The sequence below is a fragment of the Bacillus cereus group sp. MYBK220-1 genome, assembly GCF_051916445.1.
GTDB lineage: Bacteria > Bacillota > Bacilli > Bacillales > Bacillaceae_G > Bacillus_A > Bacillus_A cereus.
In genome coordinates this window covers 408,867-429,213 of the sequence record NZ_JBQAGQ010000002.1, presented here as the reverse complement: position 1 = coordinate 429,213, position 20,347 = coordinate 408,867, and the positions used below count along the sequence as shown (strand labels likewise).

Below are 20,347 nucleotides of genomic sequence, written 5' to 3'. Positions count from 1 at the left end.
CGCATCCGCAAGAAAAAAACCTTCTCATGCACGCTAATTTTTACAATATTCTTCTCATCCCCTATTCGTTACCCCTTTATCATTTGGCATAAAATGTAGAAATTTTACTTTTTTTAGCGAATGCATTTCTTTTTTATGAAGTTTTTGTATAATATGTACTACATATATACTAAAAATTTCATTTAGAGATGGAGCCGATTTCAATGTTTGAGCAAGCGATTGAAAAAAAACGTGAAAAAATGATTTATTTTGCTGAACGCTATGGAATGACTTCTCAAAAAACAGTGGATTGTAGCCAAGAACTGGACAGGCTCTTAAATGTAATTTGTCATGTACATACGGATTTACACCCTAATCAAACGTTCAAAACACACACGCAATAATGCGTGTGTTTCTTTTATTTCAAAAAAATACACATTTTATTGGAAACGCCCATACAATAGTAGAAAAGAAAATTTTAAAAGCGAAGGGTGTTTTGTATGCCAGCTATGGTCGGACATATTCGTATCGTCAATATTGGATCAAGTGGTATTTTTCATATTGGAGATGTATTTGCGATTAGGCCTATTAGTTACTCACGTGCTTTCGCCGGGGCCGGCTCTTTCAACGTTGGAGATAATGTTTCTGTCTACAATTATCAAAGTGCAACGACTGTCAACGATTCAGATGTAATCGATCAAGCGATAATTGGCTCAACTTAAAGGAGGCAATTGCATTGAATTTTTATGTAAACCAAAGTATCATCATCAACAGTATTAAAATTGATAGCATTACAACCTCTTCTGTGTTCCAAATTGGTACTGCCGGAAGTATTAAAGCCCTATCTAAATTTTCAAATACGGGCGGATTTACGGAACCGCTTCGCCCATTACAGGCGAAAGGACAAATTATTTCTATCAAACCATCAACTAGTTCTTCTTAAGACATCCTTGTCATAAATATATAGCAGGAATATTTTTACCCTCCCTATTGAAAAGGAGGTTTCACAAATGAATCAAGATATATATACTTACTTACACCAACTTCAACAAGCTCTTCAAACACAACAAGCAACCATCCTGAATTTAGAAGATCAAGTGCGCCAACTCCAAGAAGAGCTTAACGAATTAAAAAATCGCCCCTCCTCTTCTGTAGGAAAAGTGGAATACAAATTCGATCAATTAAAAGTCGAAAATTTAAATGGTACTTTAAATATTGGTTTAAACCCATTTTCAGCAAAAGGACAACAAATTGAAGATTTTCAAGTGGATACAGAAACATTGAAGGTAAACCCTGAAACCGAAACAAACCCAGACTTTTATCAAGGTATCCTCCAAGAAATGCATCGATACTTAGATGAAGAAGCATATAATCGTATTCTCCATTTTGAACAAGAAGAGAGAACACCGCTTGATGAAATGTATCGACAAATGATGGTGGATGACATAAAAAAACAGATGGAGCATCGACTCCCTTATTATTTATCACAAGCGCAATCATATGAAGGTATTTCAACAGATCCAGACTATTTACGAGATATCATTATTCAGGCAATGAAACAAGATATTGACAAAGCCTTTCTCTCCTTTATTCAGCACATACCGGGAAATTTCCGAAAGGAGTAAGTAGGTATGAACCTTAACGTTGTAAACCGTGAGTTAAAAGTCGGACAGATTAAAATGAACGGTGTATCGTCGTCCGCACTCTTTTTAATTGGAGATGCAAATCTCCTCATTCTATCTTCTATTCTCGATACACCATTTGAAACAGTTACAGAGGGTCCATTTGTACCATTAGTAACAGATGTCCCTCCTACTCCAGGTTAAGGAGACTGAAAAATTATGTTGCATCATGTGTCTATTGTCCAAAATGTTTCTATTGTTTCGTTAGGGATTGCTGCCGTATTTCAAGTTGGAGATGCCAATCAAATGGAATTAAAAAGTAGAGCTATTGCCGTCCACCGTGAAATTCCTTGTTATATACGGGGAGAAGGTAGCTTTGATGCTTTTGAAATCTTTACAGATGAACACATTACAATTCCAAAACGAACGACAGATGTAAAATTAAATATTGTAAATGAATGCCCTTTTATTGAAGTGAATAACGTTGAATTGCGCACACTTTTAAACTCTGGTGGATTTCAAATTGGAAATGTTGATTATGTTTTTAATAACTCTCGTATTATGCAAATCCGCCAATATATTACAGATGAACCTTCCGCACAATAATTCATATAGTAATTACAAAGTTTAGTAAAGTAGGTGGATGGATATGCCTTCTGTTGTTGGAAATCTCGTCGTTCAAAACAGTAACGGTTCTTTCAATTTAGGAGATTTTTATAACGTTTCTCCGAAAGAAAACACGAAAGCTTATAATGGGTCCGGAGCTTCCAATGTTGGATTTGTCGTGAATACGTTTAACGGTGTTAGTGCAACGAATACATTTGATTCTGATGTGGCAGATCAAGATCAGATTGGAACAGCGTAAAAAAAGTAGGAGATATTCTCCTACTTTTTTCTTTTATCTAATTCAAAATTATTAAAATGAAATTTTAATAAGCAAGAGCTTGACTGTCCACAAATAGTGGTATAAACAAGTAAGTAGTGAAGAGGCACTATTTTATTTAAATGATAACCCACTCTCCTCCAAAGCCTTCCTAAGCTTCGGCAAAGACGCAGGTCCCATACCATGCAGTTTTAAAATTTCTTTTTCACTATATTTTGAGAGTTCTTCTACAGTTTGAATTCCACGGTGCTCTAATGCCCTTCTTGCTGGCGCTGAAAGAAGAGAGAGAAAACCTTCTTTTGGTTTTCTCTCTTTCTCACAGACTGGGCAAGTTGGACAATCGCTACTTTTATAGTACTCGTGTCCCTGTTCACAAGTTCTTAACGTTTTTTCCGTTACCATTTTCAAGCCCCTCTATTCTTCAATATTTACAACGTGATTCCCATCAAAGAAGTATAAACATTTCTCTTTTACAGGATGTTGTAAGCTTTTCTCCAGTGCTTTTGCATATAAAGAAAGCTGCACTTTATATCGATCTTCTAAAATTGGTTTCGCTTGTTCGAATCCGCCTGGGAATTTCCCTTCAATCGTATCTGTTTTGAAGTCGATTAACGTAATGCCATCTTCCTCTTCAATCATGCAGTCGATAACCCCTTGGACAAGAATCATTTCCCCGCTCTTCCCTTGCCAATCTTGATATGCTTCTTCTGCTGCAAGCATCATCGTAAATGGTACTTCACGCTCAACACTTTTCGCCGCTAATACCCTTTTACCTAAGTCACTGTCAAAGAATGAAATTACTTTTTCAATCGCTATTTCTTCCGCCTGCTCGAATGTTAATAATTCCTTATTTACCATTCCAGCAATTTGCTCTTGAAGAACCTCAATCGTAATCGGCTTCTTCAAATCAACATGCTGCATAACGGCATGGACTGCTGTTCCGCGCTCTGCGTACGTTAACCCTTTTTTCTCCATAAATCGCGGGCGTGTTTTAATTGGTGCACGTAGTTTTTTAATAAAGGCGTTATCGCTACCTTCTTCAGATTGATAATTCCTCTTTATTTCTGTAACAGATTGCTTCGCACGATGAGATGTCGCATCCTCATATCCGTACTTCCACATTAATCTGTCGTACACTTCTTCTTTCCGTTCACTTTGCAGGGGAACAGCCTGTTTCTCACGAAGCGCTTCTAACAATTCTTGTTTCTCTTCTTGAACTGGCTCTGGAGCAAGTAGCGTGTTACCGTCCACAACTTCTACTTTCCAGCTAGTGTCATACTCGTAAATTTCATCTGGAATACTTCCTTGTCCTAATTCAAGAAGCATTTCACTATCACGGTGTCTATATAATGAAGGTGCAATCCAGTCTAAATAACAAGACGCTCCGGCACGTATGTGATCTGGTAATAACCATTCACTATGTTCCCTCGCATCAAGCCATTTTTCCATTTCCTTATTTGCATCCTTAACTGTGCCGATTAAAATTAACTTCTCTTTCGCACGCGTCAATGCTACGTATAGTACGCGCATTTCTTCCGCAATTAATTCCATTTTCATTTTACGCTTAATCGCAAGCTGTGATAATGTTGTATATTTAATTCGTTTACGCGGATCGATAAATTGCGAACCGAAACCGAAATCTTTATGCAATAAGAAACGTTTCATTAAGTCTTGTGTATTAAAACGACGACCGAGTCCAGCTACAAATACAACTGGGAACTCTAACCCTTTACTTTTATGAATTGTCATAATGCGAACAACGTCTTCTTGTTCACCGAGAGCCCTCGCCGTACCCATATCATCACCGCGTTCTAAAATACGTTCAATAAAACGTAAGAAGCGGAATAATCCTCTAAATGATGTTGCTTCATATTGTCTTGCGCGGTCATATAGTACGCGTAAGTTTGCCTGCCTTTGCTTTCCAGCCGGTAAACCGCCAACGAAGTCGTAATAACCTGTCTCACCGTACACTTTCCAAATTAAATCAGAAAGTGATTGTTGACGGGCGAATTCACGCCATCCTTGCAGTAAGTTATAAAACCACTCTAATTTATCATGAAGTTCTTGCTCCTCTTCAAGCGGTGCCCCTTTTAAGAATGAGCTCATTACTTCATAAAACGAGCCTTTCTTTCCATGAGCACGAAGCGTTGCAAGTTCTTCATCGCTCAATCCAACGATTGGGGAACGAAGTACAGCAGCAAGCGGAATATCTTGCATCGGATTATCAATAACGCGGAATACGTTCATCATAATATTTACTTCTGTCGCTTCAAAATAACCAGTCGCGAGGTCAGCGTATACTGGAATTCCTTGTAATTTTAACTCTTCCATAATTTGCGGGGCCCACGGCATGGAGCGAAGTAAAATAACGAAGTCGCGGTATTGTACCGGACGCATACTATCATTTTTACGGTCATACACTTCATAACCGGAATCAACCATCGCTTTAATGCGCTGCGCCATAAGGCGAGCTTCAAGCTGTGCTTTTTCGACTTCTGCACCTTCTTCACCGTCTATTACTTCTTCTTCCGTTTGCTGAATACATAGTAATTCTGCTGCTACATCTTCACCTTCTGGATAGGTAGCACCTAGCTTTAGTTCAGCGTCAGCATCGTAGTCAATTTCCCCAACTTCTTCGCCCATAATTTGTTTAAAAATAAAGTTCGTACCTGCTAGTACTTCATGACGACTACGGAAGTTTTTCGCTAAGTCAATCTTCATTCCGCCGCCTAATCCTTCTTGTGTGAAGCGTTTATATTTTCCTAGGAATAGTCCTGGCTCGGCTAGTCGGAAACGATAAATCGACTGCTTTACGTCACCAACCATGAACAAGTTTCCTTCACTCTCAGAATCTTTCGTTACGAATTTAATAATCGATTCTTGTACGAAATTCGTATCTTGATATTCATCGACTAATACTTCAGCAAATTTATTACGATATTGGAGCGCCACTGCTGACGGATTCATTTCACCATTTTCACTTTGTTCACTTAAAATTTGTAAACAGAAATGCTCTAAATCTGTGAAATCGACCATTCCTTTATCTCTCTTCATCGCTTGGAAACGCTCTGTAAATACTTTTACAAGTTGAACAAGCTTTTCTAATACTGGGTGCATATCTTGAAAATCTCGTAAGAAACTTTCAGGTTTGCGGCTAAATAACTCTTCTTGTAATTTCTTCACTTCATCTTTCGCTTTATTACGAAGAGAGTCTACTTGTTTTACAACATCTTCATTGTAATCACTTTTCTTAATACGCTTTAACGTTTGCCACGATACGTTTTGCATCGCTTCATACACACTTGTCCATGACTCACGAGCAGCTGATGATAGCGTTCCAAGTAATGCTACATCTGCTTGCAGGGTTTCAATGCGAGGCGCTGGACCGTCAGGAAGCATTGCGAGTTCAGTTGCCTTACGAATATGCTGTTCCGCTGTTTCAAGCTGGAATTTCACATCTTCTAATAAATAAGAAGCATACACTAAATCTTCAATTGTCTTTCCTTCTACGTCATATGCTTCTACTAATTTATCAAGCCATTTTTCCGGATTTGGATGCGCTCTTGACTCTGTATGAAGCGCTAAAATCATACGTTGTAAGTCATCATCACTACGGTCACTCGTATAACGATCAACAAGTTCAAAGAAGATTGTATTATCTTCGATTCCGTACTCTTCTTCTAATATGTCATCTAGCACTTCTTCTTTTAACAATTCATTTTCTGTTTGATTCGCAATACGGAAACGAGGATCAACATCAAGCATGTAGTAATATCCTCTAATTACTTGTAAACAAAATGAGTGAATTGTTGAAATGGAAGCTTTATTTAATAGGCTCAGCTGCTTTCTTACGTGTTGAGAACCTGGTTCATCAATTAATACCTTTTCTAACGCTTCCCCGATTCGGTTTTTCATCTCTTGCGCTGCTGCATTCGTAAATGTTACAACGAGCAGGCGGTCGACATCGACTGGATTCTCTTCATTAATAATCTTTTTAATAATACGTTCAACTAATACTGCTGTTTTACCTGATCCAGCTGCAGCCGCAACTAAAATATCACGCCCGTTCGCTACAACAGCTTTCCACTGGTCATCTGTCCATTGACTACCTTCTGGTTTTTTAGGACAATTTTCTATCATTCTCCGCCAACCTCCTCTCTTATTTTCTCCATCGCTTCGCTATCTTTCATATCTTTTAACGATCGGAACTGATTATCTTCCAGTGACTCATCAAATTGACAAACAGACTTGAAGTTACAGAACGTACATGCTGCTTTATTTCCCATTTTATAAGGAGCAATATCGATAACACCTTCTGTAATATCTTTTCCGATATTTTCAAACGTATGGTGTACATATTTTTGCAGTACGTTAAACTCTTGCTCACTTGCAATACTTGAACGCGCACTAAAGCTACCGTCTTTTTTCAGACCAGCAGAAATAATATCTGAGCTTCCTGTTGAAAGTTTGTTATCCATTAAACGAACAACGTCAGCATCTCCTAATACGAGTCCTTTCATTTTAAATTTCTTTAAAATTTCTTTTTCAATTTCAGCTTCAGATGCGTCACCTTTCATCTCAACGATTGGGTTATGAATATGGAAATACAATACACCAGCTGGTGATGCTGCGTGGCCTTTTTTCATCCACGTCTGTGCATTCGAAGTAACGACATCTAAATACGTTAACATTTGAAGTGCTAATCCGTAATACACTTCCGTTAAATCTAACGCTTTTGAACTTGATTTATAATCAATAATACGTAAGAACGTCCCGTTTTCATCTTCTGCCTTATCAACACGGTCAATACGACCGACTACTTCCATCTTCACACCATTTGGTAATGAGAATTCCATCGGCGGAAGTGATCCTGTACCACCCATACCGAACGGCACTTCTAAATCAACTGGTACGAATCCGCTTGACTTCGCATGTTCACGAAGAATGATTGAAGTACGGAAAATGATTTGTTGTAGTTTTTGTTTTAAATAGAAATGACGGTTTGAACTTAATAAAATTTGTCGTTGTAATAACGGTGCGATTTCTTCTATTACTAAAACAGAAAGATGCTCACACTCTTTTATGGATAAATCCGCCCAAGTACGGTTTTCACGCAATAACTTGTCCGCAATTTTCTTTAATGCCGCATGGAATAATTCGCCGATGTCTGGCGCATCAAGCTTGAAAATATCACGCTCTCTAAGCGATAAACCGTGCTGCGCAAAATGAGCGTATGCACAACGGTTAAATAGTTCCATACGAGAGACACTTCCTTTAATTATATCTCCGTATAAATCTCTACTTACTGCTGTACTTAATTTCTTCGCACGATTTCGATAGAATAAACTTGATAAGACGCGGCTGCTTTTTTGTTTCCATTCATCTGAAGTTACGTAGAAATTATATACGTCCCACCAAAAGTCTAAATTCCCTTCAAATCCGTATCGCTTCCACGTTTGTAGTTGCTGCATAACGTAAGATAACGTTACTTCTGGCGTTGCTACGTATGAAATTTGTTCTGAACGTGATAAATCGTTTACATCATTCGTAATAAATGAATCTTTCACATTAGGGAACATTCTTTTTATTTTCTTAATAAAGCTAGACGCAAGTAACGTCTTTCCTTCTTCATCTGCAAGCGGGCATGAAATGTATAGCTTCTCAGATGCTCTCGTTACCATTTGATACATAACGAACTGTTCTTCTAACAAAGTTTGTCTCGTCGTTGGCCCTAATTCAATCCCTGCTGCACCAAGAACTTCTCTTTCTTCATCAGAAAGCATACCTTCGTCCATAGGTGCTGCTGGAATAACACCCTCATTTACACCTATAATAAACGTTGCTTTCACGTCAGATAATCTGGAGTGATCAATATTAGCAATTAACACTTGGTCTAATGACGGCGGAATGTTAGCAAATTGAAGCGCCTCAAGACCAGTCGACATAACGTCCGTAAACATAGAAAGAGACATTTTCTCCTCACCAAGCATCTCTACAAACGTATCAAGAAGGCTCATTACTTCTTCCCATACTTGTTCATGATCTGTCGCAAATAAGAAATCTCCACTTTCTTCTGCACGTATACGTAATTCTTCTAGTTTTTTCGGAACATCCAGTTCTTCTAAAAATAAGTAAACTGCTTCACACATTTGCATAACTGTTCCTGCACGCTTTAACCTTTTTTGCATGCGAATAACAGGTGTTCTTACAACGTCACGTAACCTATTTATTTTCTCTTCCATTTCACGTTCACTGTCTGTGATCATCCCGTTCGTATCATCAAGAGAACGATAACGGCGATACATCCATGGATCCTCTGAAGTCCATCTCTTTCCTTGTACACCGTACGCTAAACAGTAATTTTCAAATTCATCCATTTCTTCACGCATCGTTTCTTTTCTTACGTCTAATGGATATAAAAGCTCTGTTTTCACGCAACGGAACACCGCATCATAACGCCAATTCCCACTAATAATCTCGAGTGCAGAACGAATACATTCTACTAATGGGTGGTGTGACATCGGGCGCTTTTCATCGATGAAGTGCGGGATATTATAATCTGTAAATAACGTTCGCATCACATCGTAATAACTTTCCCCATTACGAAGAAGCACTGCAATATCCCGGTAACGATATTTTTCATTCGCAACAAGTTTACGAATTTCACGCGCAACACCTTCTACCTCCGCTCGTAAATTCGCAGCTGTACTAATCGTTACACTCGCTTCACCGTTAAATTTTTCATTCGGACGCGCTTCATAATGAGCTTCTAAATGCGCTAATGCCGGAGAATGAAAACGCGGCTGTTCCATAAGTGGAATTGTTTTTTCAATTTCTATTTTCTCTTCACGCGCTACTTGTTTTATTTTTTCATACGTTAACGTCGTTTCATAAAATAAATCGAGTTCATTTACTGGCTGCGCTAACGTTTTTTCATCTATCGTTAACGTGATTGTAACTCTCGCTCCGCAAATCATAAGCTGTCTTACAATCTCTAACTCTTGCGGGGAGAATGAATGAAATCCATCTATATAAATTTCCGCACCATTTACATATTCAGACTGCGGAAGCTTTTCCACTAGCAATTGCAGGTAGTCTTCTGAATCTAAGTATTTTCCAATTAAAGCACGTTCAAAATCATCGTATAATAGCTGTAAATCATACACTTTATTCGCTAGTAACTTTTGTTCGGCACTGCTACTATGCGCATCTAATTGTTGCCACATTTCATATACGTTAGATGGCGTTACATTGTAACGTTTAAACTCTGCAATCATACTGCCAAGATGTTCAAAGAAACCGTTTTGCTCCGCTGCTTTTTGGAACACCGATAATCCATCTTTACGAGACTCTACAATTTTACGGAGTAACATATGTACACCAGCTTCATCAATATGAAGACGACTCGCTCCGCCAACTTCTTGCAGTACCTTCCACGCTAATCGTGAAAAACTAAAAACTTGTGCCCGAATAGAACCTCTTACATCCTCACTTCCAATTAACGCCTGCTGCGTCTGGAATGTCATCTGTTCTGGCACAAGATATAATATTGTTTTCCCTCTCGGGCGTTGTTTTAACTCTTCTTGCACTTCGCGTAAACAAAGTGTACTTTTTCCACTTCCCGCTCTACCAATCACAAATCGAAGTGACATGTAACCCCACCTTTCACTTACATAACGAACGTTAGTTTGCTACTATAATTGTATTATAGGACACGAAAAAAGACAAACTGAGTTGTTTGCCTTTTTCTATACTTCTATCTATTATATCAACCTTTTGAAAAATTCGTTTGCACCTCTTGAATTGGCCAATATCGCAAATCAACTTTACCGACGACTGTATCAGCTTTTACAAAGCCAAAGTGTCTACTATCCCAGCTCCCGAGCCGGTTATCACCTACTACAAAAATAAACCCAGGTGGCACCAGTTTTTCTTTCGTTAACTCTTCTAATGTAAAGTCGCCTGTTAGTTGCCTTCCGTTTATCTCTTTCTTATACTTCTCTAAATACGGCTCATCAATAAATTGACCGTTTATATATAACTTATCCTGCTTATATTCAATATGATCTCCAGGTAAACCGATAATCCGCTTTACATAGTCCTCTTTTTTATTCGCATGAAATACCACAACGTCAAATCTGTTCAAGTCCCCAACTTGATAACTCACCTTATTTACAACTAGCATATTGCCATCTTGCAATGTCGGCATCATTGACTTCCCCTCTACAACATACGTTGAAAAGAAAAACGTTCGAAAAAATACAGCTAATAATACACCAATTAAAATTGTTCGTATCCACTCCATGCCTTCTTTTTTCAAAGTTTTCTTCATCTGCTTCTCCCCTTATCCTTTAATACTGAAGCTTTCCTTTACAAAGAAGACTATTCTTAATGTAGTTCTAACTTTACTTCGATTTTCTTACCGACATACCATAAAATAAAAATACCAATCGCTACAATAACTGATTTCACCGGATTATGAATAAATGACATTAAATCATGACCGATATACGTTAAAATAAAAATCATCACAAGTTTTCCGAATGCTAACGCTAGACCAAACTGTTTTACACTAATTCGGGATAAACCAGCGACAACATTTATGAGCGCTGACGGTGTAAACGGAAAACAAAATATAACAAAAATCGGTGCGAATCCTTTCCTTTCAATCCACCCCATTGCTTTTCGTACTCTCTCATGCTTATTTACAAACGAAAAGAAACGACTGCGACCAAAATGGCGGATGATGAAAAAGACAAGTAATGCACCCATTACTGATCCAAGCCATGAATAAAGAAAACCGAGCCAAAAGCCAAATGCAACAGCATTCGCCAGTACAAATACGATAAGCGGTAATGCTGGAATCAACGCCTCTATCATCGGTAAACCAATACCAAGAAGTGGTCCGAACGCTTTATAACTCTCAACAATATGATCCATATTTTCTGGTGAAAAATACTCTTTGATTGTCTGAAAATCCATTCTACACTTTACCCCTTTACTCTAAATACTATCCCTACTGTATCATTGCTTATATGAAAGAGGAAATGGTAGATACGACATATGGAGATGTATTTATTAAAGTTTCCATATCTTTCATAAGAATTCCTTCATTATTTAGCTATGATAATCTATCAATATTCGACAGGACGTGTCGTTCGTTTTGTTATTTAGATTGTTTTTTGATTTTTTCGGTAAATGAAATTACAATGGTGATTTTCTAAATATAACAATTACAACTCGGTTTTTCTAATATATCGCCTTACCTACAAAGACTGATAAAGTGAAACTTTAATCAGTGGAGATTTTGTTGATACCCCGCTTAACTTCTTTGCTTTCGCTGAATTTTGAGGCGGGGTCTTACTGCCCACAAATAACAGGATAAACAAAAAAAGAATGGGGATTCCCCCATCCTTTCACACTTCGCCTTCCTTTACAAAATACACACTCTCATAAGCGGGTCTTAATGTTGATTCCTCTTTTTTATCAACCTCTTTAAAACAAGGATTCCCTTGTTTTTTCCTACGATCTTCATATTCAGTACGTAATTTCGCTGTACGATTTTGTTGATTTTCAAAACTAGTTTTTGATATCTCTAATTTCACAGCAAAGCCATTTATAAATCTAATAATAAGATTTCCATCTTTTAATTCTTTATTACTTTCAATATAAAAATGAGACAACCAAGCACACTCTTTTCTAGAGTAAGAATAGGTAGGGAAAAAATAAAGTTGATCTGCTGGACTAATCGCAATCGGTGCTTTATGTGTAATATGAGTTAACTCTTTCGTTCCTTCTTTTCTGCCTAAGAAACTAGAGCCATGCTTGCGGCAACTTCTTTCTATAATATCTAGAGGTTTTTGAAATACGAAAAAAGAATCATTCATTTCAACGACTCGCGTAACAATTTTCTTTTCACTTAGAATAACAGGAAGTAAGGCCATCGTATTTTTCGTTACAACATAATTTTCGACATAGCGTTCCACTTTACTTTCCATACTCCATTATCTCCTTTTTTCCATTTATATTAGCAGCTGCATATATAATTTTAGCATCTATGAAAAGGAAATAGCTTACAAGTTCCGCTTTTTTACAATTTTTTATCATTTATCAAACATTTGTTAAATAAAAAAATCACGATATAGTAATGATTTAATTTTAAAGTTATAAAAACAGCATTTATACTACCTATAAATATTTATTATCCCTTCCTATTTTCACATCATGAAAACAATTAACTTTGCTATAATTAAAATGTAAATCCAATATATGGAGGGCCACTATGGAAGAAAAAGAGATCCAACCATCGATTCAAATGAAAAATAGTAGCGTCATTATCGTGAAAAACTCAGCTAGTATTATATTCGGTTTATTTTTCATTCTGCTATTCTTTGCCAAACCGTTTCGTAAATCAAAATGTCCAGAATGTAAAAAACGTGAGAAGAAAAAATCAGGACAAGAACAATAAAAGGCCTTCCTTTATGGAATGCCTTTTTACATTCGTAGTATCATTTTATTTATTCTTCTTCCCCCTAAAAAACGACTATATTTTCTTCCAAGGTTCTCTACATCTTTTTTGATTTGTAATATGATCCTTATATAAAACATGAGAAAGAGTATTACTTGTTACCCGCTTTTAATTTTTATTAAACACTTCAAATTTGTACATCTTTATCCATCACTAACAATTCGTTAATTAGTTAACTTTGTAATATAGGTTTTGTATATAATGTCATTCAAAAACACAATATATATAAGTAGCTATTTATAATTACATTGATTTTTATCGAATTCTAAAAAGGAGTTGTATACTATGGATAAAGAAAATCCATTAAATCAGCAGGTTAATAGCATTCCCTCAGATGCTCTGAATACCCCTAGTAAGGAACAAGAACAACTGTTAGAAACATCATCTCAAAACGTACAAAATTCCAACAACAATGCTAACAAAAAAGATGTTACTCAAGGTCTATCTGGAAAAGATTCCCCTATTTCAATAGAGAATACAAATTTATAGTTATTTACTATCATACGCAGCAAATGCTCTTGCTGAACTAATTCTTCTACAGAAACTAATACGCATTCCAGATAATTTTTCACCCGTTGTAACATAGAAAAAGAGATTTAGATATAAAAACAGGCTCTGAAAAAACTTTCCCCACAACAAAAAAAGGATGGCATTAGCCATCCTTTTTTCCATCATCAACTATAAAATTATAGTTTGATTACGTTTTTAGCTTGAGGTCCACGGTTACCGTCTTCGATTTCGAAGCTAACTTTTTGACCTTCTTCTAAAGATTTGAAACCGTCAGTTTCGATTGCTGAGAAGTGTACGAATACGTCGTTTTCGCCTGGAACTTCGATGAAACCGAAGCCTTTTTCGTTGTTAAACCATTTTACTTGTCCTGTTACTGCCATAATTATTTCCTCCTAAGAAAATACAAATTTTTAATTTTTTAGTCTTCCTGTCTAAAAAAAGAATCCACACATTATCAAATACGAAACATAAACTAGTTCTCACATACTTTTTCTCGTTCGTTTCCAGCACTTGATAACATATGGATTGCTTAATTTAACTATTCAACTGACATCATCATAGCACATTAAAATAAAATGTACAATCTTTTTCGAAAATAGAATTTCTAATTTTTAGTATTTCTTATAAAATATACTTATCTCTATTCTAAATAAGGGGAAGTTTATGACCAATAAAATTTCTAGAAAAACATTAAAAAGAATTGAAGAGGATATTGAAAATAATAATCTTGGAAAAGCAAGAGATAGATTGCATGGCCTCATCTTTACATACCCAAATGAATTACATCTTCGAAAACAACTCGGAGATATTTATTATAAATTACAATATCCAGAAATGGCTGGACGTTACTGGTATCTAGAGGAGCATAAAACAGACATTATGCATGAATCATGTTTATTATTTGAAAAATCAATGGGAAATAGTCCTCATCATATTGCACGTGCTTTAAAGTTTAAAGGCGATTCTAACCATATAAAAAGTTTGTATAAAGAGCAACCTTTATCTTCAGTGCAGAAGAAAGTAGCAGAAGAGTTAATTTATGAGTATAAAGAAACATGGCAAGATAAGCTAGTCCCTTTTGGCTGTCTAGCATTGCTTGCTTCCCTTCTCTTTTCTGCCATTGTTGGTCTATTCACTATTTGGAATTGGATTTTTTAATTATAGGGGGAATTTTTACATGTCAAACTACGATAACGAAGAAAAGCTAACAGGCGGAAACGTTTCGAACGTATATCGTTCTAAAAATACTGTTCGTCGAGAGTTAAAGCCAGATAGTGCAAAGATCCATAAGCTATTACAACACTTAGAAAACAAGGGATTTCATCATGCGCCAAAGTTTTTAGGTGTAGATGAAAAAGATAGAGAGATTTTATCCTTTATTGAAGGAGAAGCTGGCAATTATCCTTTAAAAGAATATATGCGATCTAATGATGTATTAAAAGAAATCGCAATGATGCTCCGCCTTTACCATGATGCTGTAAGTGATTTTCCTTTATTAGATGATTGGAAACCGATGGATCATACGCCAAATAACATTGAGGTTTTATGCCATAATGATTTTGCCATATATAACATTATTTTTAATAATGAGAAGCCAGTAGGGATTATTGATTTCGATGTTGCTGCTCCTGGCCCAAGACTATGGGATATCGCTTATACACTTTATACTTGTGTGCCTTTAAGTAGAGTATATTATACAGAATCCGGTGAAGCCGTTCATTATGATTCACCGCAACATGCAGATCGTATTAAAGAGAGAGTCAAATTGTTCGTTCAGTCCTATGGTAAAAATATGGATGAAGATTACTTAGGAATGGTGTTGCTTCGATTAGAAGGGTTATGTACATATATGAAACGAAAAGCACAAGAAGGCGACTTGAATTTCCAAAGAATGATCGATGAAGGACATCTAGAGCATTATGAGAAAGATATAAAGTTTATTCGTGATCATAGGGCTGAGTGGAGTTGATTTAGTAATAAAGAAAAGGGAGTATCGTTTTTTGCCGACAACTCCATCTCTCTTTTCGAATCGTTTAGAAAATAACAAGGGGCACCTTTCAAAAAAGGTGCCCCTTCCTTTTATTTCGTAAACTGTGCTTCTTCCGTAGATCCTTTTAACGCTGTCGTTGATGAAGTTCCGCCTGTAATCACTTGTGCTACTTCATCAAAGTAACCTGTTCCTACTTCGCGTTGATGACGTGTTGCAGAGTAGCCATGTTTTTCAGCTGCGAATTCTGCTTGTTGTAGTTCAGAGTATGCTGCCATGCCGCGCTCTTTATAGCCACGTGCTAGTTCAAACATACCGTAATTTAATGAATGGAATCCAGCAAGTGTTACGAATTGGAACTTGTAACCGTAAGATGCGATTTCCTTTTGGAAGCTTGCAATTGTTTTTTCATCTAGTTTTTGTTTCCAGTTGAATGAAGGTGAGCAGTTATATGCAAGTAGCTTCCCTGGATGCTCCTTATGAATTGCGTCCGCAAATCGTTTTGCATCTTCTAAATTTGGTTCTGAAGTTTCACACCAAACGAGGTCTGCGTACGGTGCATACGCTAAACCGCGCGCAATTGCTTGATCAAGACCTGCATTCGTACGGTAAAATCCTTCTGGTGTTCTTTCTCCTGTAATAAATGCTTTATCAACAGGATCGATATCGCTCGTAATTAAATCAGCTGCATCCGCATCTGTTCTTGCAACGATAATTGTCGGCACTCCCATTACATCTGCTGCAAGGCGTGCAGAAATTAAATTGCGTACTGCTGTTTGCGTTGGTAGTAGTACTTTTCCACCTAAATGGCCACATTTTTTCTCTGAAGATAATTGATCTTCAAAATGCACACCTGATGCACCTGCTTCAATCATACCTTTCATCAGTTCGAATACATTTAATTGCCCACCAAATCCAGCTTCTGCATCTGCTACAATCGGTACGAAATAGTCTGTATCATCGCTTCCTTCCATATGCTGAATTTGGTCCGCACGTTGAAGCGTTTGATTAATTCGTTTTACTACAGCAGGTACGCTGTTCGCTGGATATAAACTTTGGTCTGGATACATATGTCCAGAAAGGTTTGCATCAGCTGCTACTTGCCAACCACTTAAGTAAATCGCTTTTAACCCAGCTTTTACTTGTTGCATCGCTTGGTTTCCTGTTAATGCGCCAAGTGCGTTAATATAGTCTTCTGTATGAAGCGATGTCCAAAGCTTCTCAGCACCGCGACGCGCTAACGTATGTTCAATGTCAATTGACCCGCGCAGGCGAATTACATCTTCTGCCGAATATGGACGTGTGATCCCTTTCCAACGCTCATCTAATTCCCAGCTTTCTTGCAACTTCTCGATTCTTTCGTTTTTCATTTGTTCCATCCCCTTTTCGTTTTTTATAAAATTTCATAACCCGGTAATGTTAAAAATGGTACGAATTCATCATTTCGAACGAGATTTGTAAACAACGTTGTCGCCTCTTGGAATCTCCCTTTCTTAAAGGCTTCCTTACCAATCTCTCTTTCTATTTTTGCTAATTCTTCTTCTTTTAGCTCTTCCATTAATTCAAGCGTAATATTACGACCATCATTTAGTTTTCCACCTTCATGACGAATCCATTGCCATACTTGTGCTCTTGAAATTTCAGCTGTTGCCGCATCTTCCATTAAGTTATAAATGGGTGCTGCTCCCCGTCCGCTTAACCAAGATGCAATATATTGAATACCTACGCTAATATTCATGCGAAGGCCCTCTTCTGTAATCGTTCCCACCGGTACCTCTAGTAAATCGTTTTCTGTTACACATATTTCTTCACGTTTTCTAAAAATTTGATTTGGTGTTTTCATAATGTGATTAAACACTTCCATTGCAACCGGTACAAGTCCAGGGTGGGCGACCCAAGTCCCGTCATGACCGTCTAAAGCTTCGCGTTCCTTATCAGCACGCACTTTTTCAAAAGCTGCTTCATTTGCTTCTGGATTATTTTTAATCGGAATTTGTGCCGCCATTCCTCCAATTGCTGGTGCATTACGGCGGTGACATGTTTGAATTACTTTCAAAGAATACGAACGCATAAATGGCGCCGTCATCGTGACTTGTGCTCTATCTGGTAGTAAGAATTTATTATGATTACGGAAACTCTTTAAAAAGCTAAAAATATAATCCCATCTTCCGCAATTTAAGCCAGCAGAATGATCTTTTAGCTCATATAAAATTTCATCCATTTCAAACGAAGCGTGAATCGTTTCTAGTAACACAGTTGCTTTAATCGTTCCATTTGGAATGCCGATATATTTTTGAGCAAATACGAATACATCATTCCATAATCTCGCTTCTAAATAACTTTCCATTTTCGGTAAGTAAAAGTATGGGCCGCTCCCTTTTGCTAAAAGAGCTTTCGCATTATGGAAAAAATACAAACCGAAATCTACTAAACTACCCGACATATTTTTCCCATCAACTTGCATATGCTTTTCCTCTAAATGCCATCCTCTTGGACGTACAATGAGTACAGCTGTTTTCTCATTTAATCTATATTCTTTCCCTTTATCATTTTTATGTGAAATCGTTCCCTTTACTGCATCTCGTAAATTGATTTGCCCTTCAACTGCGTTTTCCCAAGTTGGTGAATTCGAATCTTCAAAATCCGCCATAAAAAGATGCGCTCCTGAATTTAAAGCGTTAATGACCATCTTTCTATCTACCGGTCCAGTAATCTCTACGCGGCGATCCTCTAAGTCTTTTGGCAGCTTGGCAATTGTCCAATCCGCTTCACGTATATGTTTTGTTTCTTCTAGAAACTTCGGAAACTCCCCTGCATCAATTCTCTTTTGTTTTTCTACACGTTTTTGTAAAAGTTCTATGCGGCGCTCATTAAAATTCTCATGTAGTTCCTTCAAAAAACTAAGCACCTCAGGTGTCAATATTTCGTTGTACGCTGGTAACATTTCTCCGGGCAGTGTAACCCGTGAAGTTTGCGTCGACATATTAGCATCCCCTTCTTAAACTGTTTTATAACAGATTTGATTTTATGTTTTATATTATATAACAAATCTTCAGAAAAGGAAGTTTTTTTTGAAAATTCATTTCATTTTTTTCAAAACGCCATTCTTTCGCGCTTTATTTCATACAAAAAAGGCCGCTGTTATACAACAACGACCTTTTTGTATTATTTTTAAATTTCACTTTGACTAGTTAAACTTTATTACTGCCCTTGTTCCATATCATGCAATATTGCTCTATGTAAAAACTGTGCGTATTGTTCTCTCGTTACCTTCATAGACGGACCGAATTTACCTTCTCCGATTCCTATTGTAATACCATTTGTTTGTACTGCACTAATTGCATTCGTTGCCCATGAATTTGCTGAAACATCATTAAAGTTATGAGATCCCTTTGCCTGTAAGTCAAAAGCATTCGTAAGAACTTGTGCCATTTCTGCACGCGTTAACGTCGCCTTCGGTCTAAAGTTTCCATTCTCGTCTCCCTGGAAAATTCCCATTTCCGTTAAAGCCAATATCTCCTCGATAAAGCTTGTTGAATTTTCATCAATATCTCCATATGGGTTTTCATATTCATCTTGTTCTTCCATATCAAACACACGGTAAATTAAAGCTGCAACTTGCTCACGTGTTACATTATCCCCAAAACCGAATATTCCATCGCCATATCCTAAAATAATTTCTTGTTCCGCTAATTCATGAATTGCCTCATATGCCCAATGCCCTTTTGGTACATCTTTAAATACAATTGTATTTGTTTTTTGCAACGGTGCACTTTCCGCTTTTACACTGTTACTCTCTGCTGAGAATAACACCCCACCCATAATTGTTAATGCTGTAGCTGTTTTTAATAATTTTTTGCTCATCAAATTATCTCCCCAATATGTATATGTTTTTTTAAAAATATACAGAATAAATGGTATAGTGACAATATATTTTTCGACACATTTCGTGACGGTTTTGTGAATCATATTACACATCATGTCTTTTTCATCGGGTTGATTATAAAGCTTGTGTATAACCATAAAAATACATAAATGAGAATAATAATTCTTTTTTAAACAAACAAAAAAGCACAAATATTTCTATTTGTGCTTTCATATTTCACTCTACTTCCAATCCTCTTTCAAATGATAATTAATAATCGCATTATTAATAAACTGAGCATATTGTTCTCTAGGTACAGGGCGATTTAATTCATACATGTCATTCCCAGTTCCTCTCACAACATTATTAGATTGTAACGCACTAATTGCATCTTCTGCCCAGTGGCCTTTTGGAATATCTTTAAATGTATGTTTTTGTTTCGTTTCAAAATGAAATGCTCGTTTTAAAATGACAGACATTTCCGCTCTAGAGATTGGTGCTTTCGGCCTAAAATTCCCTTGGCCATCCCCTGAAAAAACACCACGTTTTGTTAACGCCAAAATTTCCTTTTTAAAAGTTGTTGTACTATCAGAAACATCTTTATATGGATTCGCTACTGGCCCTTCTTCTTTTATCTCAAGTGTTCTGTAAATGGTCCCAGCTACTTGTTCACGTGTTATAAGATCGCCAACACCATACTTCCCGTTTCCATACCCTAATATAATTTTATGATATGCTAAGTCCATAATAGCATCATATGCCCAAAATCCGTATGGAACATCTTCAAACACAATCATTTGTGGATACTCTTCTGCTTTTACAGGCGTCACATTCGTCCCTGCAAATATACCTCCTGCCATTGTCGCAATCATCATTACACCCAATATTTTTTTCTTCATTGTCCTCTCTCCCTATTTCATTCAAATAAAATGAACTTCATTGTTTCAGGAGTATTATTTTTTGGTGAATATAA

At 36.9% G+C, this 20,347-nt stretch carries 22 protein-coding genes; 11 read left to right on the top strand and 11 right to left on the bottom strand.

The features are described from left to right. Positions 1–203: 203 nt before the first annotated feature. The 7 genes from ACTFRU_RS09080 to gerPF all read left to right on the top strand — a co-directional run bounded on the left by ACTFRU_RS09080 (position 204) and on the right by gerPF (position 2,466). Positions 204–383 (top strand): aspartyl-phosphate phosphatase Spo0E family protein, encoded by a 180-nt coding sequence (locus ACTFRU_RS09080; protein ID WP_000462841.1) that lies wholly within the window; start codon positions 204–206, stop codon positions 381–383. 96 nt (positions 384–479) lie between these two features. Next, complete coding sequence (gerPA, locus tag ACTFRU_RS09075; protein WP_001111187.1) at positions 480–701, top strand: spore germination protein GerPA; 222 nt, start codon at positions 480–482, stop codon at positions 699–701. A 14-nt stretch (positions 702–715) separates the two neighbouring features. After that, positions 716–922, top strand: coding sequence for a spore germination protein GerPB (gene gerPB, locus ACTFRU_RS09070; RefSeq protein WP_001012508.1), 207 nt, complete (start codon positions 716–718; stop codon positions 920–922). A 67-nt stretch (positions 923–989) separates the two neighbouring features. Then, entirely contained in the window at positions 990–1,604 is a 615-nt protein-coding gene (gene gerPC, locus ACTFRU_RS09065) for a spore germination protein GerPC (protein WP_025709865.1), read from the top strand. 6 nt (positions 1,605–1,610) lie between these two features. Further along, a complete protein-coding gene (gene gerPD / locus ACTFRU_RS09060; protein ID WP_001052807.1) occupies positions 1,611–1,805 on the top strand; it encodes a spore germination protein GerPD in 195 nt (64 codons plus the stop codon). A gap of 15 nt (positions 1,806–1,820) precedes the next feature. Further along, positions 1,821–2,207: a spore germination protein GerPE gene (locus ACTFRU_RS09055; RefSeq protein ID WP_000902333.1), complete on the top strand. Its 387-nt coding sequence runs from the start codon at positions 1,821–1,823 to the stop codon at positions 2,205–2,207. Positions 2,208–2,250: 43 nt separating this feature from the next. Next, positions 2,251–2,466 carry a spore germination protein GerPF gene (gene gerPF / locus ACTFRU_RS09050; protein WP_001141566.1) on the top strand — a complete coding sequence of 72 codons (216 nt, stop codon included), beginning with the start codon at positions 2,251–2,253 and terminating at the stop codon, positions 2,464–2,466. A gap of 132 nt (positions 2,467–2,598) precedes the next feature. Here the strand turns inward: gerPF and ACTFRU_RS09045 are convergent, their stop codons facing one another. From ACTFRU_RS09045 to ACTFRU_RS09020, 6 genes are all read right to left on the bottom strand, one after another. Further along, positions 2,599–2,886, bottom strand: a complete 288-nt coding sequence (locus tag ACTFRU_RS09045) for an RNA polymerase alpha subunit C-terminal domain-containing protein (RefSeq protein ID WP_000255728.1) — start codon at positions 2,884–2,886, stop codon at positions 2,599–2,601. Positions 2,887–2,898: 12 nt separating this feature from the next. After that, on the bottom strand, positions 2,899–6,624 hold the full coding sequence (gene addA / locus ACTFRU_RS09040; protein WP_046392456.1) for a helicase-exonuclease AddAB subunit AddA: 3,726 nt from the start codon (positions 6,622–6,624) through the stop codon (positions 2,899–2,901). Next, a complete protein-coding gene (addB, locus tag ACTFRU_RS09035) occupies positions 6,621–10,136 on the bottom strand; it encodes a helicase-exonuclease AddAB subunit AddB (protein WP_025709863.1) in 3,516 nt (1,171 codons plus the stop codon). Before addB ends, addA begins: the two co-directional genes overlap by 4 nt. 116 nt (positions 10,137–10,252) lie before the next feature. After that, complete coding sequence (gene lepB / locus ACTFRU_RS09030) at positions 10,253–10,816, bottom strand: signal peptidase I (protein WP_000751919.1); 564 nt, start codon at positions 10,814–10,816, stop codon at positions 10,253–10,255. A 56-nt stretch (positions 10,817–10,872) separates the two neighbouring features. Next, entirely contained in the window at positions 10,873–11,466 is a 594-nt protein-coding gene (locus ACTFRU_RS09025; protein WP_000347517.1) for a TVP38/TMEM64 family protein, read from the bottom strand. Between the two features lie 434 nt (positions 11,467–11,900). Then, positions 11,901–12,482, bottom strand: a complete 582-nt coding sequence (locus ACTFRU_RS09020) for a competence protein ComK (RefSeq protein WP_000444443.1) — start codon at positions 12,480–12,482, stop codon at positions 11,901–11,903. A gap of 284 nt (positions 12,483–12,766) precedes the next feature. Here ACTFRU_RS09020 and ACTFRU_RS09015 point away from each other — a divergent pair, with 284 nt between their 5' ends. Continuing rightward, on the top strand, positions 12,767–12,952 hold the full coding sequence (locus ACTFRU_RS09015; RefSeq protein ID WP_000391373.1) for a hypothetical protein: 186 nt from the start codon (positions 12,767–12,769) through the stop codon (positions 12,950–12,952). A gap of 345 nt (positions 12,953–13,297) precedes the next feature. Beyond that, positions 13,298–13,501: a hypothetical protein gene (locus ACTFRU_RS09010; protein WP_000356924.1), complete on the top strand. Its 204-nt coding sequence runs from the start codon at positions 13,298–13,300 to the stop codon at positions 13,499–13,501. Positions 13,502–13,698: 197 nt separating this feature from the next. Here ACTFRU_RS09010 and cspA read toward each other — a convergent pair whose 3' ends face one another. Then, positions 13,699–13,902: an RNA chaperone/antiterminator CspA gene (gene cspA / locus ACTFRU_RS09005; RefSeq protein WP_000301518.1), complete on the bottom strand. Its 204-nt coding sequence runs from the start codon at positions 13,900–13,902 to the stop codon at positions 13,699–13,701. 283 nt (positions 13,903–14,185) lie between these two features. On the opposite strand from cspA, the gene ACTFRU_RS09000 reads away from it, so the two are divergent. Beyond that, positions 14,186–14,680, top strand: coding sequence for a DUF6584 family protein (locus ACTFRU_RS09000; protein WP_006924944.1), 495 nt, complete (start codon positions 14,186–14,188; stop codon positions 14,678–14,680). Positions 14,681–14,699: 19 nt separating this feature from the next. Beyond that, positions 14,700–15,491 (top strand): phosphotransferase, encoded by a 792-nt coding sequence (locus ACTFRU_RS08995; protein ID WP_366982305.1) that lies wholly within the window; start codon positions 14,700–14,702, stop codon positions 15,489–15,491. Positions 15,492–15,601: 110 nt separating this feature from the next. On the opposite strand, the gene aceA is transcribed toward ACTFRU_RS08995, so the two are convergent. From aceA to ACTFRU_RS08975, 4 genes are all read right to left on the bottom strand, one after another. Continuing rightward, a complete protein-coding gene (aceA, locus tag ACTFRU_RS08990; protein WP_000787346.1) occupies positions 15,602–16,879 on the bottom strand; it encodes an isocitrate lyase in 1,278 nt (425 codons plus the stop codon). Between the two features lie 23 nt (positions 16,880–16,902). Then, positions 16,903–18,492, bottom strand: a complete 1,590-nt coding sequence (gene aceB / locus ACTFRU_RS08985) for a malate synthase A (RefSeq protein WP_000107314.1) — start codon at positions 18,490–18,492, stop codon at positions 16,903–16,905. Between the two features lie 218 nt (positions 18,493–18,710). Further along, positions 18,711–19,478: an S-layer homology domain-containing protein gene (locus tag ACTFRU_RS08980; protein WP_139304517.1), complete on the bottom strand. Its 768-nt coding sequence runs from the start codon at positions 19,476–19,478 to the stop codon at positions 18,711–18,713. Positions 19,479–19,616: 138 nt separating this feature from the next. Further along, a complete protein-coding gene (locus ACTFRU_RS08975) occupies positions 19,617–20,273 on the bottom strand; it encodes an S-layer homology domain-containing protein (protein WP_006924935.1) in 657 nt (218 codons plus the stop codon). Between the last annotated feature and the right edge of the window lie 74 nt (positions 20,274–20,347).

Coding starts and splice junctions, on each gene's coding strand:
- cspA (WP_000301518.1), bottom strand. CDS start 13,902: ATGGCAGTAACAGGACAAGTAAAATGGTTTAACAACGAAAAAGGCTTC.
- ACTFRU_RS09025 (WP_000347517.1), bottom strand. CDS start 11,466: ATGGATTTTCAGACAATCAAAGAGTATTTTTCACCAGAAAATATGGAT.
- lepB (WP_000751919.1), bottom strand. CDS start 10,816: ATGAAGAAAACTTTGAAAAAAGAAGGCATGGAGTGGATACGAACAATT.
- ACTFRU_RS09010 (WP_000356924.1), top strand. CDS start 13,298: ATGGATAAAGAAAATCCATTAAATCAGCAGGTTAATAGCATTCCCTCA.
- ACTFRU_RS09055 (WP_000902333.1), top strand. CDS start 1,821: ATGTTGCATCATGTGTCTATTGTCCAAAATGTTTCTATTGTTTCGTTA.
- ACTFRU_RS09015 (WP_000391373.1), top strand. CDS start 12,767: ATGGAAGAAAAAGAGATCCAACCATCGATTCAAATGAAAAATAGTAGC.
- aceB (WP_000107314.1), bottom strand. CDS start 18,492: ATGTCGACGCAAACTTCACGGGTTACACTGCCCGGAGAAATGTTACCA.
- ACTFRU_RS08975 (WP_006924935.1), bottom strand. CDS start 20,273: ATGAAGAAAAAAATATTGGGTGTAATGATGATTGCGACAATGGCAGGA.
- aceA (WP_000787346.1), bottom strand. CDS start 16,879: ATGAAAAACGAAAGAATCGAGAAGTTGCAAGAAAGCTGGGAATTAGAT.
- ACTFRU_RS09020 (WP_000444443.1), bottom strand. CDS start 12,482: ATGGAAAGTAAAGTGGAACGCTATGTCGAAAATTATGTTGTAACGAAA.
- addB (WP_025709863.1), bottom strand. CDS start 10,136: ATGTCACTTCGATTTGTGATTGGTAGAGCGGGAAGTGGAAAAAGTACA.
- gerPA (WP_001111187.1), top strand. CDS start 480: ATGCCAGCTATGGTCGGACATATTCGTATCGTCAATATTGGATCAAGT.
- ACTFRU_RS08995 (WP_366982305.1), top strand. CDS start 14,700: ATGTCAAACTACGATAACGAAGAAAAGCTAACAGGCGGAAACGTTTCG.
- ACTFRU_RS08980 (WP_139304517.1), bottom strand. CDS start 19,478: ATGATTCACAAAACCGTCACGAAATGTGTCGAAAAATATATTGTCACT.
- gerPD (WP_001052807.1), top strand. CDS start 1,611: ATGAACCTTAACGTTGTAAACCGTGAGTTAAAAGTCGGACAGATTAAA.
- gerPC (WP_025709865.1), top strand. CDS start 990: ATGAATCAAGATATATATACTTACTTACACCAACTTCAACAAGCTCTT.
- ACTFRU_RS09045 (WP_000255728.1), bottom strand. CDS start 2,886: ATGGTAACGGAAAAAACGTTAAGAACTTGTGAACAGGGACACGAGTAC.
- ACTFRU_RS09080 (WP_000462841.1), top strand. CDS start 204: ATGTTTGAGCAAGCGATTGAAAAAAAACGTGAAAAAATGATTTATTTT.
- addA (WP_046392456.1), bottom strand. CDS start 6,624: ATGATAGAAAATTGTCCTAAAAAACCAGAAGGTAGTCAATGGACAGAT.
- gerPF (WP_001141566.1), top strand. CDS start 2,251: ATGCCTTCTGTTGTTGGAAATCTCGTCGTTCAAAACAGTAACGGTTCT.
- ACTFRU_RS09000 (WP_006924944.1), top strand. CDS start 14,186: ATGACCAATAAAATTTCTAGAAAAACATTAAAAAGAATTGAAGAGGAT.